The following is a 23,273-nucleotide window of genomic DNA, read 5'->3' as shown; positions in this document are numbered from 1 at the left end:
AACATTCTCATTTAATAAATTGTTCTGCGATTAATCGATATGATTGATGCTTATCTTTTGCTGAATATGTGATAGTTACAATCATGATTTCATCTGCTAATACTTGAGATTGAATTGCTAATATTTTTCTTTTCACTTCATTAGGAGTACCTATAATCATTTTCTTTTTTATTCTTTCAATAGACTTTTGATTAGGTAGATTTAGTAGAAATCTTTTTGCCTCATCAACAGAAGGAACTCCTTTGTTTTCTCCCATACTCTCATTTTGTAGTTCCCAAGCAATTGAACTTAAAGCAATTTCTTCAGCTTTTTGAGTAGTTTCTGCACATATTACTGATAAAGCCATAATGACGTATGGTTTTTGCCCTTTTTTCCTTGGTTGAAATGACTGACGATATTGTTGGACGATTTCTGCTCCATTTTCATCACTCATAAATTGTCCGAAACTATAGGCTAAACCGTTTTCCGCCGCAAAATTCCCACTTTTTCTACTAGTACCTAACATCCAAAGATCAGGACTAATTTGCGGTATCGGAGAAGCCTCTACTACGGTCCCTTCATTATCTATATATTTAATTAATTCATTTACTAAATCAGGCATTTTATAGACATGTTGCAAATAGTTATCCGATAATGCATTTGTTGCTTCAGCAGGACCACCCGGTGCCCTTCCAATCCCAACATCAATTCGATTTGGAAATAGAGTGGATAACATGTGATAGGTTTCTGCTACTTTATACGGCTTATAGTATGGCAATAAAACTGCTCCAGAGCCAATTCGTATATTTTTTGTATTTGCCCCAATATACCCTAACATTACCTCTGGCGCGGAGCATGCAAGCCCTGGCATTGCATGATGTTCAGCAATCCAATAACGTGAATATCCTAATGCCTCCCCTATGCGTGCGAGATTCATTGATTCCTGTAATGCTTCATATGCCGTTTGATTAGTTGAAATGGGAGACTGATCTAAAATGCTTAATTTCATAAGATGAAAACCCCCTTTTCTATTATTCCGCTTCTATCAAAGTCAGTTTATATTCACCAATTTGCCCTTTTTCGTATAGATTCGTAACTGATGTTGAATATTCTTGAATCGTTCCTCGGAACTGAAGATGTCTCTCAGGCACGATTACATCAAATGTTCCTTTGTATAATAACGTTGCTATGTCATGGTAGTCGTCACTTGAAACATGAAAAGTTAACGATATCTGAGTTTTACCTTCTATCTTTTTTTCAACATATTGTGCGATTTTAATTTCAGTATCATTTAGTTTGATTTCAGTAACCATTTCATCATCGTCCCTTTCTAGAAGTTACACATTCCTTATACATTTAACGTACTCTAACTTATTTTTCTAAAATATGGTGACGAACGTAAACTTTCTCCGTTCGTAACAACCATGTAAAAAGGTAATTAACCGTTTGCTGTGTTTTTCAAGAATGTAACCAACTTACTTGTGATTCGCGCTTTTATTGAATTTAATACAGCGTAATAGATCAGGCATCATAATAATCAGGAAATCTATAATTGTCATTTTACCCAATTTCTTTACTTATTTCTCTCGTAATGTTTCTACTCTAATTTTTAATTTCTAACATCTTTTCAATTTCTTCAAGATCACTAACTAAGCCGTTAATTTTCTTCTCATCTGGATAATCTAACAAAACGCCCATCGCGATTGTTTGGTCATCAGGATTAAATACGCGCTCGATTACGTTAAAGCCGGAAATAGAGGAACTACTTCTTCTGCTAATTCTTGTATTACCTCTTCTGCAGGGCGACGACTATATTTGTTATTTATAATCACATGGTTTACTCCGACTTCTTGTAATGCGTTTAAAAATTCGACTAAGAATTTATGGCCACTTCTGAACCCTAAGTGAATAGATGTTGGCCCTTCATTCGGATCCTCAGTTAAATCAATATATAGCGATTGGGCAAATGGTTTAAATCCATCTGTTAATGAACGATAATCTCTAATGAGTCTCTCTTGTTGAGCTGGATTACGTGGATAACCAAGTATTCCATCACTATTTTCCGCAATCCATTCCATCGATTGCCCAGAAAAACCTGTTACAAATACTGGGATATCGCCTGAAGCAGGCTTTGGCAGAAGATCTGTTCCTCCAGTCAGATTTACCCTACTAGAATTAATCGTTGGGAATGATTTTGCCCAAACTTCCTTCATCACATAAAAAGCTTCTTGATATAATTCAGTCCTTTTTTCTCGGTCAACGCCATAAGCGTTAAATTCAATCGGCCGATCTCCCGTTGCAAGACCAAATAAAAGTCTTTCCCCTGAGATTTTGTCCAAGGATGCTGCTGATTTAGCAAGATTTAATGGATGTTGAAATGACGTTATCGCACTTGCTGTTCCTAAGGCAATTTTCTTTGTATGCGCTGCTATATGGCTAAGGAATACCCACGGATCATACATTTGTCCTACATCTCCGAATGACGGATCATTTAATGGAACATCTCGGACAAATAGAGAAGCAAAATTGGCTTTTTCAGCAACAGTTGCTAGTTTTATTTGTTGTTCCAAATCCATTTCTGGAATGTTGCCTTGGTAGGCTTCTAGTGGAAAAAGCAACCCTAAAGTAAGTTTATTTTCTTGAAATGTTCTCGCATATCCATTATGTTTTTCAAATTTGTTCATATTAATTATCTCCCTTTTCATCTCTTAGAAGTTCAGTATATTATTAAGCAACGTTTTGTATTGGATCACTAGGAAACAAAAGCGAATACTTCATCCTTATTCTTGTGGACATCCATTTCTAATTTAGTCTAAATCTCTTCCTTACTATAATTAATAAATCAGATCCTTAAATAAAGCTGAAATCATAGAAGCGTATATAATAAATTAATATATCGCGAATTAACGATTTATTTTAATAAAAAAATATATTTATATATCCAGAAATCTCGATGTATAGTAATTAATTAAAGTGAATTGCTTGAAGCAATTCACTTTAATCCTCAAATCTCTTTCGCAATGTAATTGCTTATTTCCTTAATAACTTCTTCATTACGCTTATAATATGTCCACTTCCCCTTACGCGTTGCTTCGAGTAGCCCAGCCCGATGTAACATAGTAAGATATTGAGAAACTGTTGATTGTGTTACATTTAACTTTTGATGCAGCTGTGATACGCATACACCCTCTTTCTCAAAGCTAACCCCTTCAGAAATAGGGAGGGTAAAATAGTTTTCGGGCTCTTTTAACCACTTCAAAATCTGCAAACGTTTTTCATTAGACAATGCTTTAAAGATTTCTATGATATCCATAGGCTTATAATATCATTATTTTCCGATATGTCAATTTGTATTTTCCTCTATAAGGATATCAATCGAAGGTTTTTGTCCTTGCTTTTTTTATTAATTCGTTTTTTCCTAGATTCTATAGTTCCCCAGAAACTTAAGAAACTCCTTTTGAATAGAATGCTCATACTTCATGAGAGCGAATGTCTGTGCTTCCGGTAAAGTGATATCGGGGCAGTCAATCTCCATGAGCCTTCCCTCTAATAGCTCTCTTCTTACAGTAGAGATGGGTAGAACAGAAACTCCGAGACCTTCCACGATAAACCGCTTCGTTATATGGACCTGAGAGACCTTCATCATTTTAATCCGTGGGAACCTGGCTTTTATGATCTGGCACAACTCATCCCAGTATCCTGGATGATTATGGGTCAGCAACGTGCTTGACTGTAGCACTTCCTCAGCCTCCAAAGGATGTGCTCGTTCTGAATCAAAGCCATCATGGGGAGCTACTAGTACCAATGTATCATGGTAAAGGGAATGACACCTCACTTTAGGGTCGCTTCCAGGCAAACACGATAATCCTATGTCCACTTCCTCAGCTAAAACAGCAACTTCTATATCATGAGACTCAATTATCTTGATGGAAATCTCTACATGTGGATGTTTGGTAATAAAGCTTTTAAGTACATAAGGAAGAATAGTGTCTGCTATCAAAGGGGAAATGGCGATAGTCAAAGTTGTTGTGAAACCCTGCTGGTAGGACTGGAGGTCTGCCACTCCTTCGTTAAGCGCCTCCAGAATCTTTCTGGCATGAATCAAGTAGCGTCTACCTTCCTCCGTCAGTACAATATTTCTTCCATCACGAACAAACAAAATCGCACCAATTTCCTTTTCCAACAACTTGATATGGACGGTGACAGTCGGCTGTGATAGATATAAAAGTTCGGCAGCCCTCCGGAAATTTGCTGTATCAGCAGCGGTTACAAATGTTCGTAGCCAGTTGAAATCCATAGAAACTTTCCTCCTATTGATTAAGAAATTTAATTGATTTGATTAATAATATTTAATATTCATAATTAGCTTTATTTTATAAAATATAAGTAAGAAAGGAAAGGAGAGATTGAAATGATCCAGCAAGGTTTGAAAGGTGTTATTGCAGCAGAAACAAAAATTGGTGAAGTGGATGGCTTGAACGGGAAGTTGATTTATCGGGGATATGAGATAAGGGAGTTAACAAAAAAACTCTCTTTTGAGGAGGCAGCCTATCTACTGTGGTATGGAGAGATTCCCGATTCTGATGAGTTGTTAGAGTTTAAGAATTTCTTTTATCAAAACAGAGCTTTAACACCTGTGATGCAAGGGGTACTGGACATTCTTCCTCCAGATATGGATCTGATGAGTGTCATTCGCACCGTAATTTCCGCATCCGGCGATTCGTCTTATGGTTGGAAACCCACCCTGGAACAGGCTATTGAGATAACAGCAAAAGTGCCAACCATTATTGCCTACCGGAATAATAAGCTGGAAGGCCGCTCATACGTTGTACCTGATCCGAGTCTCAGCCATGTGGAGAATTATTTGTATATGCTGAATGGCACTCATTCAAAATCCGAACATGTACGTGCCCTTGAGACATATATGATTCTTACGATGGAGCATGGAATGAATGCTTCCACTTTCTCAGCAAGGGTGACAGCATCCACAGAATCGGATATGGCTTCAGCCGTATGCTCAGCCATCGGCACAATGAAGGGACCTCTTCATGGCGGCGCACCATCAGAAGTCATTCGGCTGTTGGATGAGGTGGCAAACCAGGAAGATGTTAAGGCATACCTTTGTGGAAAAGTTCTTGCAGGGGAAAAGCTGATGGGGTTTGGTCATAGAGTATATAAAACGCATGATCCCCGGGCACTTGCATTAAAAGAGAATCTTATGGAGCAGGTAGGAAAAGATGAGTGGCTAGACCTCGCGCTTTCAGTGGAGGCCGCAGCAATTGAAACCTTGCATGAGCTGAAGCCAGGCAGATCACTTTACACAAATGTAGAGTTTTATGCCGCAGCGATCATGAAAGCACTTCAGCTCGATTCCTCCCTCTTCACCCCGACATTCACCGCAAGCAGGATGGTCGGTTGGACTGCTCATGTACTGGAACAGGCAGAAAACAACACTATTTTCCGGCCTTTATCGAAGTATGTGGGCAAATGAGTCGCAACTTTTTACAAAATAAAAACCCCAGCAGAAGCATCCGCTGGGGTTAGACTTATTCATTTATCAAGTTATACCGTTAATTCATTCACAGCCCTCATCTGAACAGTACGATGTCTTATCCTTCGATTCAAACGTCTTTAATATAGGTTTTTCGTTCTCCTCTTCCCAAACCTTTTCAAGAGCCTGAATAAATGTCTCTACCGACTGGGCACCGGAAATGGCATATTTACGGTTTATTACAAAGAAAGGTACACCTTGAACCCCTATTTCGCGGGCTTCCGCTTCATCTGCACGGACGTCCTGCTCATACTGGTTCCCGCTCAGCACTTCTTCCACTTCCGCGACGTCGAGTCCGATTTCAGCAGACAGGTCCTTTAGGAAATCCAGACTGCCAATGTGTTTGGAATCTGTGAAATGTGCTTTTAACAGGCTTTCTGTTAATTCATGATCTTTCCCCTTTTTTTCTGCGAGCTTGGCTAAACGGTGAGCATCAAAGGTATTGGTTGGGATGTTAGTATCAAAATTGAATTGAAGACCGACTGTTGCAGCTTGAGCTGCAACTCCCTCGCTCATCTTCTTTGCTTCGGAAACTGGCATGCCATACTTTTTGGCAAGTATTTCATGAATGGTGAGATTCGTGTCACGCTTGGCGTTGGGATCCAATTCAAAGCTTTTGTATTGTACTTCTACTTGATCACGTTGTGGAAACTTCTCCAACGCTTCTTCAAGTCGTCTTTTTCCTATATAGCAAAATGGACAAACAAAGTCGGACCAAACTTCTATCTTCATTGTTTTATCGCACCTCTTTCTAATTAATGTCTGGTACATCTTATCATAATGTTCCAAAATCCTCTCCTATTTTGCTTAGAGTGGCAATGCAATCGGAACATCAAATTACTACATCAGTAAGGTTCCATTGGTTTACTAGATACCTGCAAAGGACAGCGGACTCCGCTCTCACCGAAACATGAGGAGGCCTTGTATTCCTTCCAGTTTCATAAGGTGTGCCGAGCCAAAGAATCTCTTCATCGATCATCACAAATGGAAAAGTAAGCTCTTCCACCACTCTCGTTATCTTAAAAAGGGGTTGACCAGAATCTCGACCTGTGACAATCACTAAAGTAGAGTGAGCTTTAAATTTCTTTAGAACCTCCAGCCATTGGGGGGAAAGGTTGGAAAAGCAAGGTATTCCGATAATGACAGACTTTTTGGATTGGTTCATATCGCAGAATACCTTTTCCAGCTTTAACGCATGCATCCATTGGACTTTTGCATGCTGATTTTTCACCCATATTCCGATATCTTTCGGAAAAGCCTGATATTGGTGGCACTCCTGATGAAGAATCAGTTTTCGAATCGTTTTTTGTGAGCCGATTTTGCTTTTCATAAAATGGGTATCACAGATATGAATAAATTTCCCTCTTGTCCTTGTGATAGCCACATTCAGTAAACGTTCGCTCTCTTTTCCAATCAAGAGCATTCCTGGTCGCATTAGTGGGTAGCTGTCTACCGAATCGAAAATCACCATATCCTTTTCACTTCCCTGAAATCTGTGAACAGTTGCAGAAAGTATCTCTGCCGTTGCCATTTCTTCCAAATACACCTCTTCCAGAAAAGCTTCCATAAGACTCGCCTGTGCGCGGTAAGGAGAGATATATCCGATGGAAGTTATACCCGAAAGATTTCCTTCATGGATATTTTGAAAAGAAAGTAGCAGATGCCATAGGTTCACTCTTGACCTTGACACTCTATCTATCATCCCATATTCCCCTGAAAAGCTTGTTTGCAGCAGGACGGAAGCTTCCCCGGCAAATGGCAAGCTTTTGGCCATAGCCTTCCGTTTTTTCTTGATTTCCGGATGATCTCCAACCAGGGAGTGATAGATATATTTATTGGTGAAGGAGGATATGTCCGGATGCATTCTTCTCTGCTCTTTTAAAAGCAGCAATTGTGGATGAAGCAACCCGTTTTCTACTGTATCCGCCACTCCTGCAAGGTGAAATATGTCTTCACGGAGCCATTTGTCCACAAGTTCATGCCTAGCGGAAGCAATTGGTGGGAGCTGTTTGAAATCACCACAGATGATGACATGCCTACCTAATGAAGCTGCAAAAGCGGCTTGGGGCACATAGGCCATGCTTGCTTCGTCGACTATGACCACATCATATTCCTTTTCATAGATGGTTTTGTCACCCGCAGCCTTTGCTAAGGTGGTTCCGATGATATAAGCATCTTCCAGAAAATCCATTTCTTTCTGGCGAATTTTCTCCAGAATTCTTCCGAGCTTGCTTTCAATTTCCAAAAGCTGTGCGGAATCCCTCTTACTGAAAGACTTATACAAGTCCCTGTTCAGAAGACCTCTTTCCTCTATCAGCGCATTTTTTTCCATTGCAAGCTCTGGGTGGTCCGTTTCTAAAAGCTGGCTAGTGGAAAGCGCGAATGGCTGTGAAAGTATGGAAAGGCTTTGTGTCCCGTACCGTAGTACATCTCCTTCCACAAAACGTTCCTTCTTTGATATGAAGGAAGCAATCTCTTTGATCAGCACATCCACCGCCTGATTACTGTGTGAAAGGATCAGCACTTTTTTCTTTTTGAAATATTTATTGGCTGCAACACGGGCAAGGGTATAGGTTTTTCCAGTACCAGGGGGCCCCCATACAAATGTGACAGGATTATACTTGGACCGGAGGATAAGCTCGTGCACATTGCTTTTTATTATCTCCTTGGGGTGATTCACTTCTTGGCTGGGATTTAGCAGCCTTTTAACCCTTGTACGCTTATTTTTATTTTCCTTCAGTTCTTCCATTCTTTCAAAAAGGTTATCTAAAAGTTCCCAGGGATCATAGTGGATGTATGCCTCTGAAAGATTGGTGCCCAAGGTTTCCTCAAAAGTGAGGATGACACTCTTGCCTTCCGAGGTAAGGACTTTCCCCTCCTTCGACAGAGTTCCCCATTCCAGCTTGATCTTGCTTCCAACGGGTATTCTAATTGATTGAGGTGCTTCAAAGAAATAGGTAAATCCTTTTTCTCTTGAAAATAGATGTCCATTTCGAACTAAATACTTTGAACTGCCATACTTTTTAAGATGCATGATTTCTATTTGGATGGCTTTTTGCCATTCCTTAATGTTACCAAGTAAGTTTTTCTTCATTACTATCTTCCTTCGTACCTGAAGAAACCCCGTCCGGATTGACAGGGTTTCTTGCTATTGTTGCTATACTATAGCATAATCCAGATGATGATTCTAACTACTAATCAAACCATTGGGCGGTTTCCCCGTCCACTATCCGCTCTAGCTCATTCAGAAAGTTCAACAAAAGAGGTCCCGGAAGCAGATCTTGAATGGTGACCACAAGGTCCAAGGATTCCGCCTCTTCCTGCAGTATTGGTCTTTTAGGAAGTGTAGTAAACCAATTTTCAAACTCATCAATGAACAGATAGAAATCTCGTTCGAATTTCTCTGCCCATTCTGCGCCTTCATCCCCCTCTGTCTGTTGCATCATTTTCCAATCATCGAGTGCCTGCTTCAAGCTCTCCAACACTTTATCTCTCATCTTGATCTCCTTCTCGATACAAAAAAGTGCCAGATCTCTTATTTATAAGAAATCGGACACTTTTCCTTCTATTTATAAAACTTTACTACTGTTTTCTCGACTTTTTTGTCTTCTTTTGATACATTTTTCGGCTTGATTGGTGAAACAGGTTCTGCTTTCACATTTTCTGTTGCACTGATCTCCAGGTAAAACGGGTTGGACGCTTTATCGCCGCCAAGGTAGCCTTTGAGGATTTTCAGCTTGCTTGTGGATCCTTTCAGCATCGCCTTGTAATCCCAGTCAATTTCATTTTTATAGGTACTATCCATTCTTTCCTTTAATGCTAATGCTTCTGATACTGCTTCAGCAGGCGTGCGGAAAAATGTATCCGCTCTTTTCAGCCCACGCTTTTTCATGCCGTCTCCAGCTCTTGCTTGATAAAGTGTTACTGACATATTTGGTCATCCTTTCTGTATGTCGGTTTCACACCTTTAGACGGTGAGTCTGTACACCAGGATACCAAAGGAAGTTACCTTCTCCCTCTAGTATACCCCTAAATGCCAATTACTACCACGATTATATTTTTTATGTGGGGAGGAATAAGGTCTGTCGAAAATATATTTACGGTTTTCATGGGCATAATGAGGAATATATGAGATAATGAATGAATGATTAAAACTTCACAATGGAAGAAGGAACAAATATTGAAACTAAAAAATAAATTTCAAGACAACGAAAAAGTTGTTTTAAAAAGCACAGGCGAGCAAGTAACCATCAGCAAGTTCAACTACGTTCCGAATTTAAAGAGATATTCCTACACACTAAAAGAGTATCCTAAAACTTTCTATTTTGAGGAAGAAATCAAACAACTCTAATCTATCCTTTTCAGGTGTAAACAGATGTCTAAAATCATAGTGGTCCCCTTCAGATTGCAGCCCTCTATAAAATTCATTTTGTCACCTCCATTTATCTTAAGCACACCATGAGAACCGGCTAAGGTTAGCTGGTTTTTTTATTTGGGTAGATAAATAAGAAGGCTATTTTCACAGAAATTGTTGCTTTTGACGAATACAATGTGAACACGAAAATTTACATATTTTCGTGCTCTTTTCGGTGTATGAGATAATATAATTTTTAAATTATACGAAGTTTATCTCAGTAAAAAATCCAAAAGCCGATTTTTTAAAGTCATAAGCAACAAACTTTACGAAAAGAGCTAATAAGAAAGAGAAAAATTTGGAGGGATAGTATGTTTTTATTACTGTACATTAGTGGTGGTATTTTCCTTATCTCCATAATTGTGTTCGTCGTCTCTGCCATTGCATTTCGCAGAGAGACAAAGCCCACATTTGAGTCCATTCAAAGGATTGAGATGAGACTGCAAGAGGAAAAGGAAGCTATCAATATCCAAACCGAAAAGATGAAAATTAAAAAAGATGAATTAAAAAATGATCTGGATTGGAAAAAATCTGTTTTCACTTTTACAATCAGTGAGTTGAAACGACTCCTTGATACACTGTTTAAAACAAGTGCCAATCAAAAGACGGATCATTATCCTAGAGAGATCTAAATCCTGAATCATAAAAAACCGCGGAAGCTCTTATGAGCTTCCGCGGTTTTTCATAATGCTGTGAATTCTTCATCATGATACATTTTATTCGTTCTAATATTATCTTTATGATAGATAGCGTTTATTTCTCCCCCGATGACCAATGCAAGTCCAGTCAGGAACAGCCACAGCATAAGTACAATCACTCCGCCCAAGCTTCCGTAAGTGGTCGAATAATTGCCAAAATTGCTTACATAGAAAGAGAATCCAAGGGAGATTAGCTGCCATATGATGGTTGCTACAAGAGAACCCGGGATGACTTCCTTGAAGCTTTTATCCACATTCGGTGCTACTCGATAAAGTATAGTTATTATGGTAAAAATGACTACAAATGCAATGATGAAACGCAGAACATTCAGAAGCATTGAAGTTCCACCAGGAATATTAATGAATTTCTCCAAGCTACTGATAATCACACCACCAAATATCGGCAGAAAAAATGCAATTAAAAAGGCGAAAATCAATCCAATTGTAAGACCGATGGATAATAGACGGACCATAATAAACGATCTGGTTTCCTGTGCATTGAATGCTTCATTCATCGCCTTAATAAATGCGTTCATGCCATTGGAAGCGGACCATATTGTGCCAAGGATACCAAAAGTGAGTAGCCCCCCATTAGGCTTACTAATAAATTCGTATATGCTGTCCTCAATCAGCTCCACTGTCTGCTGCGGCATAATCGTATTCAAAAATTCGATTGCTTTTACGGGATCGATGGACAGATAGGGAAGGATGGAAAGTGTTAATATCAACAACGGGAAAATAGCAAGCATATAATAGTACGCCTGTTCCGCAGCAAGTCCTGTTGCCCGATCGTCCTTCATTTCCTTACCTAGTCTTTTACCGAATTTGATAGCCCTTCCCATGCTCTCCCACTTCCTTCTTTGTATTTATTATCTATTTGAACGCTTTACAGGCAATGTACAGCAGCGGAATGAACCACCGGATTTAATGATTTCTGATATGTCCACTTCAATGACTTCATACCCTCTGTCTCGCATATCCTTGTTCACCTTCTTATTGCAAGGAAGACTGATTACCTTTTTATTCCCAATGGAAAGAACGTTCGTCCCCATGGTGAACTGCTCTTCTTTCGTAACCTCAATCAGCTCATAACGCGTGGACAAATAATCCAGTTCCTCTTTCCTCAGAGCAGGAGGGAAAATAAGTGCCTCTGATTGAGAAAGGACGTTAAATACACAGTCCAAATGCAAATATGATTTATCTATAGGGATTTCTTTAACTGTAAACCCTGACAACGCTTCAGAAAGCTTATGTATGGCCTCGCTTGAAGTCCGACCGCTGATTCCTATAAAAATGACATCACGGTCTACAATCACATCTCCGCCTTCTATACTGTTGTCTGTTAGTGATAGAAAGGGAGCGCCTTGCTCATCAAGCCAATTCTTGAAAAGCTGTTCTTCGCCATGTCTGATTTCACTGCCCATATTGGAAACAAAGACCTTATCTCCAAGCGTAAATCCAATATCTCGTGTAAAGACCTGCTCTGGAAACTGTTCCAATGCTTCCAGACTAATTACTTCAATTCCTTCCACTTTCATTTTTGCAACAAAATTCCGATGCTGCTTGGTGGCCACACTTTCATCAATATTCTCCTCTGCATACTGCTTTTGTGTTTCATTGATGATTTCGCTGATGCTCATGAATGTAGGAGGACACACCAAAACCTTTTCCAATCTTTCATATTCACTGTTGCACTGTAATTCAAAATTTTTACGAGTAGCTGCCATATCGATTGTCACTTGAAATCCCCCGTTCAATATCCATTGTTTTTATAAGATACATTCCCGAAAGTGGAAAAGCGTTAAACCTTTATTTGAAATATTATTTTAATAAATGATTATTATAAAAATGAGGCTGTGACAAAAGTATTTTAGCCAAAGAAAAATCCGAACTACAATTCATGATTCTACGATTAGAATGTTGAATTAGTTCGGATTTTTTCTTTAAAGAGTCTTTTCTAACCAAGATTATTCATCATTAATATTGAACATTATAGATATGTTCCAGCCTCTTTTTATCCATCACATACTATTTTCCGATAAACATTTGTGTCCAGTAATTTCCATCCTTAACATATCCTACACCGATGTGGGTGAAATTGCCATTCAGGATGTTTTTACGATGGCCTTCGGAGTTCATCCAGGCCTGTACTACTTCCTCAGGACTGCGTTGCCCCATGGCAATATTCTCTCCAGCCGTATTATAAGTAATTCCAAAATCCCTCATCATATCGAATGGAGAACCGTACGTAGGGCTTGTGTGTGAGAAGTAATTCTTTGCTTTCATATCCTTGGACTTCTCTCTAGCAACATTACTTAGAGCAGAATCCGCTTTAAGATCGGAAAGGCCGTTTTTGCGTCTTTCTGCATTTGTCAATTCAATTACTTTCTGTTCTGTTTCTGAGATTCCTTCTGTTGTTTCAGCGGCTGGTGCCTGGTCTTGCTTTGCTTCAGGCTGACCTTCAGGTTTTTCCTGTGCAGGTGCAGGCTGTCCTTGTTGTGTTCTAGGCTGTTCACCTTTAGGTTTTTCTTGTTGGAACTTATATACACCAAATTGTCCATACTGCTCCACTTTCTGAGAGTGCGGAAACTTATTGCTTGGAGTGCTTGTGCTAAAAGAGTTTGGATCGATGGTTAAAAACCCATGATTAATTTTTTGGACCTCTCCGCTTATGCCATCTCTTACATTACGATCATTGTTAATATTTCTTACTGTATCGTCCAATGCATTGTTATAGGAAGTGTTTTCAGGCGCTGCATTATTTTCCATATTATTATTGTTGTCTCCACATGCAACAAGCATGGATAGTGTTAATGTGAGTACGGAAACCAGATAAACAAATTTTTTCATGTGACATCTCCTTTTCCAAAGTTATTACGATAATAGCTTTTCTTTTAAAAGGAAAAGTATTATTGGTAATAAACGTGAAAAAAGGAGAAAACAGGTGCCTGGCCCCTGTTCTTTAACCTTCTATTATCTTTTCCAATAATCGTTGAACAGCGTAGCCTTCATCAAAGCCCACTAGATAGGCTTCGTGACCATCAAGCTTTTTAACCAGCTCTTCTATCAGGCTGTATTGTGGGAGCTTTATTTCGTTCAAATCAACAGGATGCCAATCTTCTCCCATCTTAGCTGATTTTACGATTCTCCAATCATCGAGCGCTACGGATTGCTTTGTGCCATGTATGGAAAAGGAGAGATGTTCTTTTTCTGCTTGTCCTACCAGGCCATCTACCAGAACTTTTATTCCACTTTCCAGTTCGATTGTTGCAATGGCGCCAATTTCACTTGCTGTTTCATCTGGAGGGAATTCCAAAGAACTTTGCACTTCTTTTACCGGTCCAAATAAAGACAATATCATTTGCAGATAGTGTGGGGTGATCTCCCTGATAAATCCACCCTGTTCCCTTTTGCCGATCCAAGGAGTTTGCTGCCAAGGCCTTGGCCATTCTGGAAAATGCATTTTAAGGTGAATACGCCTGATATCCCCTAGAAAATCTTGCTCCACAAGTTCTCTCATAAAAAAGAAGGCTTTTTGGTATGCTAAAGGAAAATGCATCGCATGAATAAGCCCGGCTCTCTCTGCATCTTTTAACATCTGTAATCCTTCCTGCTCCGAATTTGCCAACGGCTTTTCGCATAGAACGTGCTTATTATGTGCGAAAGCTGCCATCACTACGTTATAGTGGATTGCTGGTGGCACTGCCACATAAATAAAGTCAACATTCTCTTGTTTTATTAGTTCATTAAAATCAGTATAAAATGGAACACCACCAAGTTCAGTGGATGTTTGTTCAGCCAATACCTTATGTCTATCACAAATCCCCGCAATCTCAATGGAGGATGACTTTTTAAATTCTGAAATTAAGCGTTGTCCGATTACCCCAAGCCCTACAATTCCTACTCTTTTTACATTACTCATGCTACTTCCCCCTTAAACTTGAAAACACGAAGAAAGATAGTCTCCCGTCATAACGGAAAACTACCTAGCTTAACACCTTGATGAACTCGCGCATATAATCAGGCAAGTCTGGCGGACGGCGGCTGGAAATAAGGTTGCCATCCACTACAACCGGTTCATTCACCCAGGTTGCCCCTGCATTGATCATGTCATCTTTTATTCCGGGTGTACTTGTCACTTTTTTACCTTGGAGAATCTTCGCTGAGATCAGGACCCAGCCTGCATGACAAATTTGTCCGATCGGTTTTTGCTGGTCGTTCATCACTCTTATAAGCGATAAAATATCATCATACCTTCTCAGTTTATCCGGCGACCAACCGCCTGGAACTAAGATTGCATCGTAATCGTTCGGGTCCAGGTCATGGAATGACACATCCGATTCAATCGGAACACCATATTTTCCGACATATGTCGCATCGGATTTTTCTCCCGCAATGACGACAGACGCTCCTTCTTCCCTCAGACGCAGAACCGGATACCAAAGTTCAAGATCTTCAAAATCGTCACTGACGAGTTGAATAATTTTTTTGTTATGTAGTTTGATGGGAAACGCCTCCTTTTATATTGGCATACTGTCATTGTGAAGGAGTAAATTGAGTTTTGCAAATATTACTCAGCCATTTTTCACTAAAATATCATGCTTTATGTCATTAATGGAGGACAAGCCACTTAGGGCCAGGGTTGCATCCGCATCTGTCTGTAGGTTCTGAAGCACCTGTTCCACACCATTTTGCCCGTCAGCTGCCAACCCATAAATATATGGACGGCCTACCAGGACTGCGTCTGCTCCAAGCGCAATTGCCTTAATCACATCAGGACCTCTGCGGATTCCACTGTCGAAAAGGACTGGGATTTTACCCCTTATTGCATTTGCTACTTCCTCCAAAGCATCCAAGGCCGCAATGCATCCATCCAATTGTCGCCCCCCATGATTGGAAACGATAACACCGTCCATCCCATATTCAAGGGCAAGTCTGGCATCTTCAGGATGTAGGATACCCTTTAAAATAATGGGTAGATTCGTTTGTTTTCTTAGGAAACTCAAGTCCTCCCAGGAGAGAGTTGGTTCGTATACGACATTTACAAGTTCCTTTAACGCCGCCTCCAAATTGTCTTCAGGGCTTTCATGTAATCGTGATAGAAAAACCGGATCGGAAAAATAGTTCGCTGCCCCTTTCCCTAGTTTCAATGGTGAGTAGCCATGAGTCAAATCACTTTTCCTGAATCCCAGTAGTGCCGTGTCCAAGGTTACGACAATTGCCTCGGATCCTGCCTGTTCAGCCCGTTTCACAAAGCTTGCAGTGATTTCCCAATCCCTGCTCCAATATAATTGAAACCACCTTGTATTATCCCCTGATTCATGTGCGATTTCCTCAAGAGAATAGGTGGATACGGAACTTGTAATAAATGGAACGTTCATCTGTTTGGCTGCTCTCGCAGTTGCTTTTTCTCCTTCCGGATGGGCGATCCCCTGCATCCCGATTGGAGCCAAGAAGAAGGGAGTGGGGTGTTTCTTTCCGAAAAGGGTTATGGACAGGTCTCTTACTGAGACATCCTTCAAAAATCTTGGCCTTATTTTCCATCTGTGAAAAGCTTCTTCATTTGCACTCAATGTTTCCTCATGTCCTGCACCACTTTGGATATAAGTAAAAGCGTGAGGCTCCATTCGTTTTTTAGCTTCCTGTTCCCATTCTGCATACTTAATTATCCGTTTTTTCAAAAGGTCCACTGCCACTTTCTCACCCCTAATCCTTTTTAAGCGTTCTTGCAACAACATTTCCAAGAGTCTGAATGCCCTGTACCAAAATAATTAATAGAAAGACGGTTACATACATCACTTCTTCTACATACCGCAGATGACCATATCGATAACCGAGATCACCGAGTCCTCCAGCCCCAACAAGACCTGCCATCGCTGTAGCTCCAATCAACCCGATTGTTGCAATCGTTAACCCGAGTACAATGGAAGGACTTGCTTCTCGTATCATCACATTCCAGATGATATCTTTACTTTTAATTCCCATTGCTTCATATGCTTCCAAAACCCCTCTATCCACTTCAAGCAGGGAATTCTCCATCAGTCGTGCAATATATGGAGCGGTGTACACGACGAGAGGAACCATAACACCTGCTACACCCATCGTTGTTCCTACCACAAGTTTCGTAAAAGGCAGAATAAAAAATAATAGGATGATGAACGGGATGGACCGTACTACGTTTATCAATAAATTTAAAAGACCGTAGACATACTTGTTTTCCAAATTCTTTCCTGGTCTTGTCAAGACAAGGAGAATCCCAAGCGGAAGGCCGATCAGTACCGAAATGAAAAGTGCAATCCCAACCATTTGCAGGGTTTCCAGAACGGCTTGCCAGACAGCATCTCCCCACTCACTATGAAATTCGCTTATTGTGTTTAACATGATGATCCGCTCCCTCCACTTGTATATTTTGCTCTTTTAAGTATTGTATCGCCCTTTGAACCTCTGACTCTTCCCCTTTGATATGAACGAGAAGACTTCCAAAAGGATGTTCCTTTAACTGTGTAATGTTTCCAGACAAAATATTAGGATACACATCGAATTTTTTGCTCACAACAGCTAAAGCAGGATCTTTGGAGGAATGCCCCAGGAATTTCAAGGAAACGATTTCCCCATTATCCCCTAAAGTCTCTAATAGTTCAGGCGTGAGTTGGTGATTGAAAATACTATTTACAAACTTTTTCGTTGTAGGATGTCCAGGCGATGTGAATACATCTTTGGTGAGGCCCTGCTCGACCACTTCGCCATTTTCCATCACCGCCACCCGATCACAGACCTTTTGAATGACATGCATTTCATGGGTAATCAGGAGAATGGTTATACCCAGTTCTTTATTTATCTTCAGTAATAGATCCAGAATCGCCTCTGTTGTATCAGGGTCCAATGCGCTTGTTGCCTCATCGCTTAATAGTACCCTAGGTTCATTGGAAAGCGCCCTTGCGATTGCGACCCGTTGCTTTTGCCCACCTGAAAGCTGACTTGGATACGCGTCTTTTTTGTCCAATAGACCGACAATTCCCAGATATTTGTCTACTCTATTCTCTATCTCCTTTTTAGATACACCGGTCAACCGCAAAGGTATGGCGATATTTTCATATACTGTAGCGGTTTTTAGCAGATTGAACCCCTGAAAGATCATTCCTATTTTTCGGCGTGATGCTAAAAGCTTTTTGGAGGTAAGAGAAGTCAATTCAAGCCCGTCAACAAAAACCTTTCCTTTTGTTGGTTTTTCCAGAAGATTGACACAACGGATCAGGGTGCTTTTTCCCGCTCCACTGTAGCCGATTACACCAAAAATCTCGCCTTGCTGCACCTCCAACGAAACATTTTTCAAAGCCTCGATGCTGGATTTCTTGGAGACAAAGCTTTTGGAGATGTTATCGAGTCTAATCATTATGTATCCCTCCATTTTCTGAATAAATATTGTAGAAAGCCGCACCAATGGCGGCTTTCCTAAGTTTTGCTTTTATTACCATGATGGAACAACAGAACCTTCAAAAGTTTCATCGATAAACTGTTTCACTTCATCAGAATGATAAGCTTTAATCAGCTTTTTCAATACTGGATCATCCTTGTTCTCCGTGCGGACGACCAATGTATTTACCCAAGGAGAGTCTCCTGGTTCAATGAAAATGGAATCTTTGGTTGGAACAAATCCAAATTCCACCGCAAAGTTTGTGTTGATAGCAGCAGCTGCCAGTTCTTCGAGTTGACGTGGAATCTGGGAAGCCTCCAATTCAATGAATTCCAGGTTTTTCTCATTTTCCTCTATATCCTTTAAGGTTGCATTTGCACCAGCGCCTTCTTTTAATTTGATCAAACCTGCCAATTCAAACAGTTGCAAGGAACGAGCCCCATTAGTTGGGTCATTTGGCAAACCGACCTTATCGCCATCTTTCAGATCTTTAACATCTTTGATGCCTGTAGAATATATGCCCATCGGGAAGTTAACTGTTGTCGCTACATCTGTTAAGTCCAATCCGCGGTCCTTTTTGAACTGCTCCAGATAAGGCTTATGCTGGAAGCTGTTTACATCCAGGTCTCCCTCGTCCAACGCGACATTCGGCATTACATATTCAGTGAAAACCTCGATTTCTATATCCAATCCATCCTTTGCCGCGACTTCCTTCACTTTTTCCAATATCTGCTCGTGAGGTCCCGCTGTAACCCCGACAACCAGCTTATCTTCACTCAGGGCCTCACTCCCCCCTGATTCACTGCTCCCACATGCAGTAATAACTGATAATAATAGTGCTGTTACCAAAAATCCTAATATTTTCTTCATCCTACTCTCTCCCTTTTCCAATTATCTTTTCGATTACTTCAAATGCTTCCAAAATATCAGATGCTTCATATTCCCTTTTCATAAAGTGGATCGACTCTGAAGGAAGCAGGGTATTATTGGCGATTTTTTCTAGAGTCTCCCTATCATTGATGGAAAGGCCAAGATCGTGGAGCCTCATTGGAAGACCTGTTTTTTCAAAAAATGCAGCAAGTTTGGTGATTTCCTCTACTTTACCTTCCAATGCCAGTTGAACGAGTATTCCATATGCTACTTTCTCTCCATGAAGAAGATGATGGGTGGAGGGAATTTTCGTCAGTGCATTATGTACAGAATGTGCGGCTGCTATCCTTCCATAGTAATCTGCATAGCCACCTACCATTCCACCGAGCATAATGATGGCGTCGGTGACAGCTCGGAAACTGGATGTGAGCGTTCCCTTCTCCATATCAGCAAGAGCTTGAATTCCTTCTTCCAATATAATTTTTTTACAAAGCTCGGCTGATTGCAGCCCAATTTGCACTGGTACTGGAATGGTATTGAGGTCGTAAATAAGGCTCTCCGCCTCATACCATTTAGCAAGTGTATCCCCGATGCCAGCCTTGAAAAACTGTATTGGTGCTTTGAGCAAAATCTCAGGTTCCACCAAGACCATAAGCGTACTTTTAGGAAAAATGGTATACCGCTTAAACTGGCCACTCTCCGAATAGAAAACACTTAGTGGGGTCCAAGCGGCACATGTGGAAGCGACTGTAGGAACCAGAACAACTTCCACTCGCATTTCGTAGGCCAACGCTTTAGAAAGATCTAACACTTTTCCTCCGCCCAACCCGATAATGATGTCCGCATCCCATGATTCTGCAGTTTTTCTTAACCGTCTGACTTCCTCATCCGAACATTCTCCACTGTAGTGTTCAAAGTGCACCTGTAGGGATCCGAAATCAGGAAGATAAGATTTCACGGCATGCAGTGATTTTGTTCCATGTACGATGAAGACTCTTTGAAACCCATTTGAGTCTAAAAATTCAGGAAGTTTTCCAAGTACTCCCACCTCCGATTGATAGATAGCCGGTGCACCTTGTACGTTGATCATTTCATTCCTCCCTCCCAGTGTTGTAATACAACAAAAAATCCTCCCTTGAAAACAAGAGAGGATGAGAAAACTAAAAATCGTCCTCTCTTATCTTCCAGAACATTGTTGTTCTGCAGGAATTAGCACCTTTTCTAGCGTTCTAGAAAGGTTGCTGGGCGTCATAGGGCCAGTCCCTCTGCCACTCTTGATAAGAGTTGTAATTTTTGAAACTATTGAATTTTTAAAAGATTAAAGTTAGTATATGTTGCTGAAAAGCTTCTGTCAATAAGTTTTTTGAAATAATAAAATGTAAGCGTTTTACTACGCTAATCTTGTAAATAGATTGTCACCTTTGAACACCGCTGTTGATTTCCGCACTAGGCGCAGCGACCCAAGGGGCGGTGCTGGAGCCTCCTCGGCTTCGCCTGTGGGGTCTCCAGTCTACCGCTATCTCCCGCAGGAGTCTTCGCCTATTGCTCCAATCAACAGCTAGATTCTTAAAACCTACACTAGAAATTAACAAGGCCTGCTTAATAAAAGCAGAAAGTTAATAAATATAGTTGAAGTTTTCCTGTGCGCCAAGAAACTCCAATTAGTCGATAAATTGCTCGGCGAAGGACAGTTGGTTTTTTACTTGTTGGAATCCTGTGCCGCCTTGGCTGTTTCTGGCTCCTACTACATTTTTGGGCTGTAGGATTTCATAGATGTCTTCTTTGAATAACGGGGAAAATTGTTGATATTCCTCGATGGTCAAGCCTAATAGGAACTTTTGGTTGTTTATGGCATACAGGACTATTTTTCCGATTATTTCATGTGCCTGTCTGAATGGCAGCCCCTTTGTTACAAGGTAATCTGCAATATCTGTTGCATTGGAGAAATCCTGTGATACAGCTTGGTGCATCTTATCTTTGTTGACAGTCATGGTAAGGATCATCGGGGCAAGAAGGCGCAATGAGCCGTCGAGTGTTGCCACTGTATCGAACATCCCTTCCTTGTCTTCCTGCATGTCTTTGTTGTAGGCAAGCGGCAGCCCCTTCAAAACAGTCAGCAGACCTACGAGGTTGCCATATACTCTGCCGGTTTTGGCACGGAGAAGCTCCGGGACATCTGGATTTTTCTTTTGAGGCATAATACTAGATCCCGTGCAAAAGGCATCGTCTAGTTCAATGAATTGAAACTCCTGACTCGACCAGATGACAAGCTCCTCTGAAAGACGTGAAATATGTGTCATGATCAGTGAAGCGTGTGACAGGAACTCGACGATAAAATCCCTGTCGCTGACTGCATCCATGCTGTTCGGATAAACCATATCAAACCCTAATAATTCTGCGGTCTGCTGTCTATCGATCGGAAAGGTTGTTCCAGCAAGTGCGCCGGCACCAAGTGGCGACCAGTTTATGCGTTTCAAGCTGTCCTGCAATCTTTCTTTGTCACGTTCAAGCATCCAAAAATATGCTAGAAGATGGTGAGCAAATGAAATAGGCTGTGCTCGCTGAAGATGTGTGTAGCCTGGCAGAATGGTGTCAATATGATCCTTTGCCTGATTCATTATCGCTTTTTGCACGTCGTTCAAAAGTCCAATGATCGATTTCGTCTGCTTGCGAAGATACAGATGCATATCTGTCGCGACTTGATCATTACGGCTTCGTCCTGTATGAAGCTTTCCTCCAACAGGTCCTATCTCATCTATCAGCAGCTTTTCAATGTTCATGTGAATATCCTCATGCTCCACAAGAAACTCTACATTTCCATTGTTAATTTTTTGCTGTATCGTCAATAGTCCCTCTTTGATTGTATTTGCGTCCTCAATGGCGATTATTCCGCAGTCCCCGAGCATCTGCACATGTGCGATACTGCCTTCGATGTCTTCACTTGCCAACTCTTTATCGAAAGTAATAGAGGCAGTGAATTCTTCTACTAGCTTGTCGGTTTCCTTGGTGAATCTTCCGCCCCATAGTTTAGACATAGGATGATAGCCTCCATTTCCAAAAATAAGTTTAATAGCTTGCTACTTTTTCTTTTTTATGAATTTCCGCATACACCTTGGTAGGCAGGCCCCAAAGCTTGATAAATCCTACTGCAGCGTTATGGTCGAACATGTCCCCTTTTGAATAGGTGGCCAGTTCCTCATTGTATAAGCTGTTTTCGGATTGACGACCGACTACTGTATGGTTTCCTTTTTGGAGCTTTACGCGGATTTTTCCGCTTACATGCTTCTGGGTTTCCTCAACGAAAGCTTGCAGCGCACCCACTAATGGGGAATACCATAATCCTTCGTAAATCACTTTTGCCATTTGCTGATCGATGGAGGTTTTGAATTGGGTCACTTCTCTAGGCAATGTCAAAAACTCCAATTCCTTATGTGCCTGAATCAGAATAAGCGCAGCGGGATTCTCGTAGACCTCACGGGATTTGATTCCCACAAGACGATTTTCGATGTGGTCGATACGGCCCACTCCATGCTTTCCACCTATTTCATTCAATTCTTCAATCAAGGGTACAAGGTCCATACTCTTATCATTAAGTGCTACAGGAACGCCATTTTCAAATGTTATCTCAAGGTATTCCGGCTGATCTGGAGTCAATTCAATCGGATTGGTCCATGCAAATGCAGCTTCGGGTGCTTCATTCCATGGATTTTCCAAAACACCTGCTTCGCAAGCTCTTCCCCAAATGTTCGCATCAATGGAAAATGGATTATCCAAATCTACCGGAATCGGAATATCATGCTTCATTGCATATTCGATTTCCTCATCACGTGTCATACCCCATTCCCGTACCGGTGCAATTACTTTCAAGTTAGGGTTAAGCGCCTGAATGCTTACCTCAAAGCGGACCTGATCATTCCCTTTCCCGGTACAACCATGTGCAACGGCTACCGCTCCCTCCTGTTCAGCCACTTCCACCAACAGCTTGGAGATCAAGGGGCGTGAGAGTGCTGAGGATAGTGGGTATTTCCCTTCATACATGGCATTCGCTTTAAGTGCCGGAACAATATATTCCTTCGCAAGCAGTTCTTTTGCATCAACCATGATTGCTTTGATAGCTCCTACGTCCAGTGCCTTCTGCTGAATTGAGGCAAGGTCCTTCCCTTCTCCTACATCCAGTCCGAGCGCAATAACATCGTATCCATACTTCTCTTGCAGCCATTTAACGGAAACGGAGGTATCAAGACCTCCGGAATATGCTAATACCACTTTTTCTTTAGCCAAATCATTCGTCCTCCCTAGAATAAAAATCTATCTTGTTGTATTTTTATACATTATATCGTAAAAAAA

At 40.9% G+C, this 23,273-nt stretch carries 24 protein-coding genes and 1 riboswitch; of the genes, 3 read left to right on the top strand and 21 right to left on the bottom strand.

Features of this window, described 5'->3' with window-relative positions:
- Positions 1-7 precede the first annotated feature (7 nt).
- From ACFVAD_RS10765 to ACFVAD_RS10745, 5 genes are all read right to left on the bottom strand, one after another.
- A complete protein-coding gene (locus ACFVAD_RS10765) occupies positions 8-988 on the bottom strand; it encodes an LLM class flavin-dependent oxidoreductase (protein ID WP_386639355.1) in 981 nt (326 codons plus the stop codon).
- Between the two features lie 22 nt (positions 989-1,010).
- Positions 1,011-1,292 carry a DUF3219 family protein gene (locus ACFVAD_RS10760; RefSeq protein ID WP_386639352.1) on the bottom strand — a complete coding sequence of 94 codons (282 nt, stop codon included), beginning with the start codon at positions 1,290-1,292 and terminating at the stop codon, positions 1,011-1,013.
- A gap of 423 nt (positions 1,293-1,715) precedes the next feature.
- Positions 1,716-2,663: an LLM class oxidoreductase gene (locus ACFVAD_RS10755; protein ID WP_386639350.1), complete on the bottom strand. Its 948-nt coding sequence runs from the start codon at positions 2,661-2,663 to the stop codon at positions 1,716-1,718.
- 320 nt (positions 2,664-2,983) lie between these two features.
- Positions 2,984-3,292, bottom strand: a complete 309-nt coding sequence (locus tag ACFVAD_RS10750; RefSeq protein ID WP_386639347.1) for an ArsR/SmtB family transcription factor — start codon at positions 3,290-3,292, stop codon at positions 2,984-2,986.
- A gap of 105 nt (positions 3,293-3,397) precedes the next feature.
- A complete protein-coding gene (locus tag ACFVAD_RS10745) occupies positions 3,398-4,276 on the bottom strand; it encodes a LysR family transcriptional regulator (protein WP_386639344.1) in 879 nt (292 codons plus the stop codon).
- A gap of 114 nt (positions 4,277-4,390) precedes the next feature.
- Between ACFVAD_RS10745 and ACFVAD_RS10740 the strand changes: the two genes are divergently transcribed.
- Entirely contained in the window at positions 4,391-5,470 is a 1,080-nt protein-coding gene (locus ACFVAD_RS10740; protein ID WP_386639341.1) for a citrate synthase/methylcitrate synthase, read from the top strand.
- Between the two features lie 84 nt (positions 5,471-5,554).
- Here the strand turns inward: ACFVAD_RS10740 and ACFVAD_RS10735 are convergent, their stop codons facing one another.
- From ACFVAD_RS10735 to ACFVAD_RS10720, 4 genes are all read right to left on the bottom strand, one after another.
- On the bottom strand, positions 5,555-6,262 hold the full coding sequence (locus ACFVAD_RS10735; protein WP_386639675.1) for a DsbA family oxidoreductase: 708 nt from the start codon (positions 6,260-6,262) through the stop codon (positions 5,555-5,557).
- A 100-nt stretch (positions 6,263-6,362) separates the two neighbouring features.
- On the bottom strand, positions 6,363-8,624 hold the full coding sequence (locus ACFVAD_RS10730) for an AAA domain-containing protein (protein WP_386639338.1): 2,262 nt from the start codon (positions 8,622-8,624) through the stop codon (positions 6,363-6,365).
- Between the two features lie 100 nt (positions 8,625-8,724).
- Positions 8,725-9,027, bottom strand: coding sequence for a hypothetical protein (locus tag ACFVAD_RS10725; RefSeq protein WP_386639335.1), 303 nt, complete (start codon positions 9,025-9,027; stop codon positions 8,725-8,727).
- Positions 9,028-9,095: 68 nt separating this feature from the next.
- On the bottom strand, positions 9,096-9,461 hold the full coding sequence (locus ACFVAD_RS10720) for a hypothetical protein (protein WP_386639333.1): 366 nt from the start codon (positions 9,459-9,461) through the stop codon (positions 9,096-9,098).
- A 213-nt stretch (positions 9,462-9,674) separates the two neighbouring features.
- On the opposite strand from ACFVAD_RS10720, the gene ACFVAD_RS10715 reads away from it, so the two are divergent.
- Both ACFVAD_RS10715 and ACFVAD_RS10710 read left to right on the top strand, forming a co-directional pair.
- Entirely contained in the window at positions 9,675-9,881 is a 207-nt protein-coding gene (locus ACFVAD_RS10715) for a hypothetical protein (RefSeq protein ID WP_386639330.1), read from the top strand.
- A gap of 374 nt (positions 9,882-10,255) precedes the next feature.
- The gene (locus tag ACFVAD_RS10710; RefSeq protein WP_386639328.1) at positions 10,256-10,576 is read left to right on the top strand and encodes a hypothetical protein; all 321 of its coding nucleotides are present in this window, start codon (positions 10,256-10,258) and stop codon (positions 10,574-10,576) included.
- 50 nt (positions 10,577-10,626) lie between these two features.
- Here ACFVAD_RS10710 and ACFVAD_RS10705 read toward each other — a convergent pair whose 3' ends face one another.
- The 12 genes from ACFVAD_RS10705 to ACFVAD_RS10650 form a co-directional block, all read right to left on the bottom strand.
- Positions 10,627-11,484, bottom strand: coding sequence for a YihY/virulence factor BrkB family protein (locus tag ACFVAD_RS10705; protein ID WP_386639325.1), 858 nt, complete (start codon positions 11,482-11,484; stop codon positions 10,627-10,629).
- A gap of 27 nt (positions 11,485-11,511) precedes the next feature.
- Complete coding sequence (locus ACFVAD_RS10700) at positions 11,512-12,369, bottom strand: dimethylarginine dimethylaminohydrolase family protein (protein WP_386639672.1); 858 nt, start codon at positions 12,367-12,369, stop codon at positions 11,512-11,514.
- A 301-nt stretch (positions 12,370-12,670) separates the two neighbouring features.
- Positions 12,671-13,492: a CAP domain-containing protein gene (locus ACFVAD_RS10695; protein ID WP_386639322.1), complete on the bottom strand. Its 822-nt coding sequence runs from the start codon at positions 13,490-13,492 to the stop codon at positions 12,671-12,673.
- Positions 13,493-13,604: 112 nt separating this feature from the next.
- Positions 13,605-14,564 carry a Gfo/Idh/MocA family protein gene (locus ACFVAD_RS10690; protein WP_386639319.1) on the bottom strand — a complete coding sequence of 320 codons (960 nt, stop codon included), beginning with the start codon at positions 14,562-14,564 and terminating at the stop codon, positions 13,605-13,607.
- 64 nt (positions 14,565-14,628) lie between these two features.
- Positions 14,629-15,147, bottom strand: coding sequence for a type 1 glutamine amidotransferase domain-containing protein (locus ACFVAD_RS10685; RefSeq protein WP_386639670.1), 519 nt, complete (start codon positions 15,145-15,147; stop codon positions 14,629-14,631).
- A 69-nt stretch (positions 15,148-15,216) separates the two neighbouring features.
- The gene (locus ACFVAD_RS10680) at positions 15,217-16,338 is read right to left on the bottom strand and encodes an alpha-hydroxy-acid oxidizing protein (RefSeq protein WP_386639317.1); all 1,122 of its coding nucleotides are present in this window, start codon (positions 16,336-16,338) and stop codon (positions 15,217-15,219) included.
- 10 nt (positions 16,339-16,348) lie between these two features.
- Entirely contained in the window at positions 16,349-17,023 is a 675-nt protein-coding gene (locus ACFVAD_RS10675; protein ID WP_386639315.1) for a methionine ABC transporter permease, read from the bottom strand.
- Positions 16,995-18,035 carry a methionine ABC transporter ATP-binding protein gene (locus tag ACFVAD_RS10670; protein WP_386639311.1) on the bottom strand — a complete coding sequence of 347 codons (1,041 nt, stop codon included), beginning with the start codon at positions 18,033-18,035 and terminating at the stop codon, positions 16,995-16,997. The genes ACFVAD_RS10675 and ACFVAD_RS10670 overlap by 29 nt, the downstream gene beginning before the upstream one ends.
- 75 nt (positions 18,036-18,110) lie before the next feature.
- Positions 18,111-18,926, bottom strand: coding sequence for a MetQ/NlpA family ABC transporter substrate-binding protein (locus ACFVAD_RS10665; protein WP_386639308.1), 816 nt, complete (start codon positions 18,924-18,926; stop codon positions 18,111-18,113).
- Position 18,927: 1 nt separating this feature from the next.
- Positions 18,928-20,016: an iron-containing alcohol dehydrogenase family protein gene (locus ACFVAD_RS10660; RefSeq protein WP_386639305.1), complete on the bottom strand. Its 1,089-nt coding sequence runs from the start codon at positions 20,014-20,016 to the stop codon at positions 18,928-18,930.
- A gap of 84 nt (positions 20,017-20,100) precedes the next feature.
- A riboswitch (SAM riboswitch) is annotated at positions 20,101-20,210 on the bottom strand.
- A gap of 377 nt (positions 20,211-20,587) precedes the next feature.
- Entirely contained in the window at positions 20,588-21,961 is a 1,374-nt protein-coding gene (gene argH, locus ACFVAD_RS10655; protein ID WP_386639302.1) for an argininosuccinate lyase, read from the bottom strand.
- A gap of 31 nt (positions 21,962-21,992) precedes the next feature.
- Positions 21,993-23,207: an argininosuccinate synthase gene (locus tag ACFVAD_RS10650; RefSeq protein WP_386639300.1), complete on the bottom strand. Its 1,215-nt coding sequence runs from the start codon at positions 23,205-23,207 to the stop codon at positions 21,993-21,995.
- Between the last annotated feature and the right edge of the window lie 66 nt (positions 23,208-23,273).

It is taken from the genome of Sutcliffiella sp. NPDC057660 (assembly GCF_042800035.1).
Lineage (GTDB): Bacteria > Bacillota > Bacilli > Bacillales > Bacillaceae_I > Sutcliffiella_A.
This window is presented reverse-complemented; position numbering and strand designations above follow the sequence as displayed.

Coding starts and splice junctions, on each gene's coding strand:
- ACFVAD_RS10725 (WP_386639335.1), bottom strand. CDS start 9,027: ATGAGAGATAAAGTGTTGGAGAGCTTGAAGCAGGCACTCGATGATTGG.
- ACFVAD_RS10755 (WP_386639350.1), bottom strand. CDS start 2,663: ATGAACAAATTTGAAAAACATAATGGATATGCGAGAACATTTCAAGAA.
- ACFVAD_RS10730 (WP_386639338.1), bottom strand. CDS start 8,624: ATGAAGAAAAACTTACTTGGTAACATTAAGGAATGGCAAAAAGCCATC.
- ACFVAD_RS10745 (WP_386639344.1), bottom strand. CDS start 4,276: ATGGATTTCAACTGGCTACGAACATTTGTAACCGCTGCTGATACAGCA.
- ACFVAD_RS10670 (WP_386639311.1), bottom strand. CDS start 18,035: ATGATTAGACTCGATAACATCTCCAAAAGCTTTGTCTCCAAGAAATCC.
- ACFVAD_RS10715 (WP_386639330.1), top strand. CDS start 9,675: ATGATTAAAACTTCACAATGGAAGAAGGAACAAATATTGAAACTAAAA.
- ACFVAD_RS10710 (WP_386639328.1), top strand. CDS start 10,256: ATGTTTTTATTACTGTACATTAGTGGTGGTATTTTCCTTATCTCCATA.
- ACFVAD_RS10735 (WP_386639675.1), bottom strand. CDS start 6,262: ATGAAGATAGAAGTTTGGTCCGACTTTGTTTGTCCATTTTGCTATATA.
- ACFVAD_RS10740 (WP_386639341.1), top strand. CDS start 4,391: ATGATCCAGCAAGGTTTGAAAGGTGTTATTGCAGCAGAAACAAAAATT.
- ACFVAD_RS10720 (WP_386639333.1), bottom strand. CDS start 9,461: ATGTCAGTAACACTTTATCAAGCAAGAGCTGGAGACGGCATGAAAAAG.
- argH (WP_386639302.1), bottom strand. CDS start 21,961: ATGTCTAAACTATGGGGCGGAAGATTCACCAAGGAAACCGACAAGCTA.
- ACFVAD_RS10760 (WP_386639352.1), bottom strand. CDS start 1,292: ATGGTTACTGAAATCAAACTAAATGATACTGAAATTAAAATCGCACAA.
- ACFVAD_RS10675 (WP_386639315.1), bottom strand. CDS start 17,023: ATGTTAAACACAATAAGCGAATTTCATAGTGAGTGGGGAGATGCTGTC.
- ACFVAD_RS10705 (WP_386639325.1), bottom strand. CDS start 11,484: ATGGGAAGGGCTATCAAATTCGGTAAAAGACTAGGTAAGGAAATGAAG.
- ACFVAD_RS10695 (WP_386639322.1), bottom strand. CDS start 13,492: ATGAAAAAATTTGTTTATCTGGTTTCCGTACTCACATTAACACTATCC.
- ACFVAD_RS10750 (WP_386639347.1), bottom strand. CDS start 3,292: ATGGATATCATAGAAATCTTTAAAGCATTGTCTAATGAAAAACGTTTG.
- ACFVAD_RS10690 (WP_386639319.1), bottom strand. CDS start 14,564: ATGAGTAATGTAAAAAGAGTAGGAATTGTAGGGCTTGGGGTAATCGGA.
- ACFVAD_RS10765 (WP_386639355.1), bottom strand. CDS start 988: ATGAAATTAAGCATTTTAGATCAGTCTCCCATTTCAACTAATCAAACG.
- ACFVAD_RS10700 (WP_386639672.1), bottom strand. CDS start 12,369: ATGGCAGCTACTCGTAAAAATTTTGAATTACAGTGCAACAGTGAATAT.
- ACFVAD_RS10665 (WP_386639308.1), bottom strand. CDS start 18,926: ATGAAGAAAATATTAGGATTTTTGGTAACAGCACTATTATTATCAGTT.
- ACFVAD_RS10660 (WP_386639305.1), bottom strand. CDS start 20,016: ATGATCAACGTACAAGGTGCACCGGCTATCTATCAATCGGAGGTGGGA.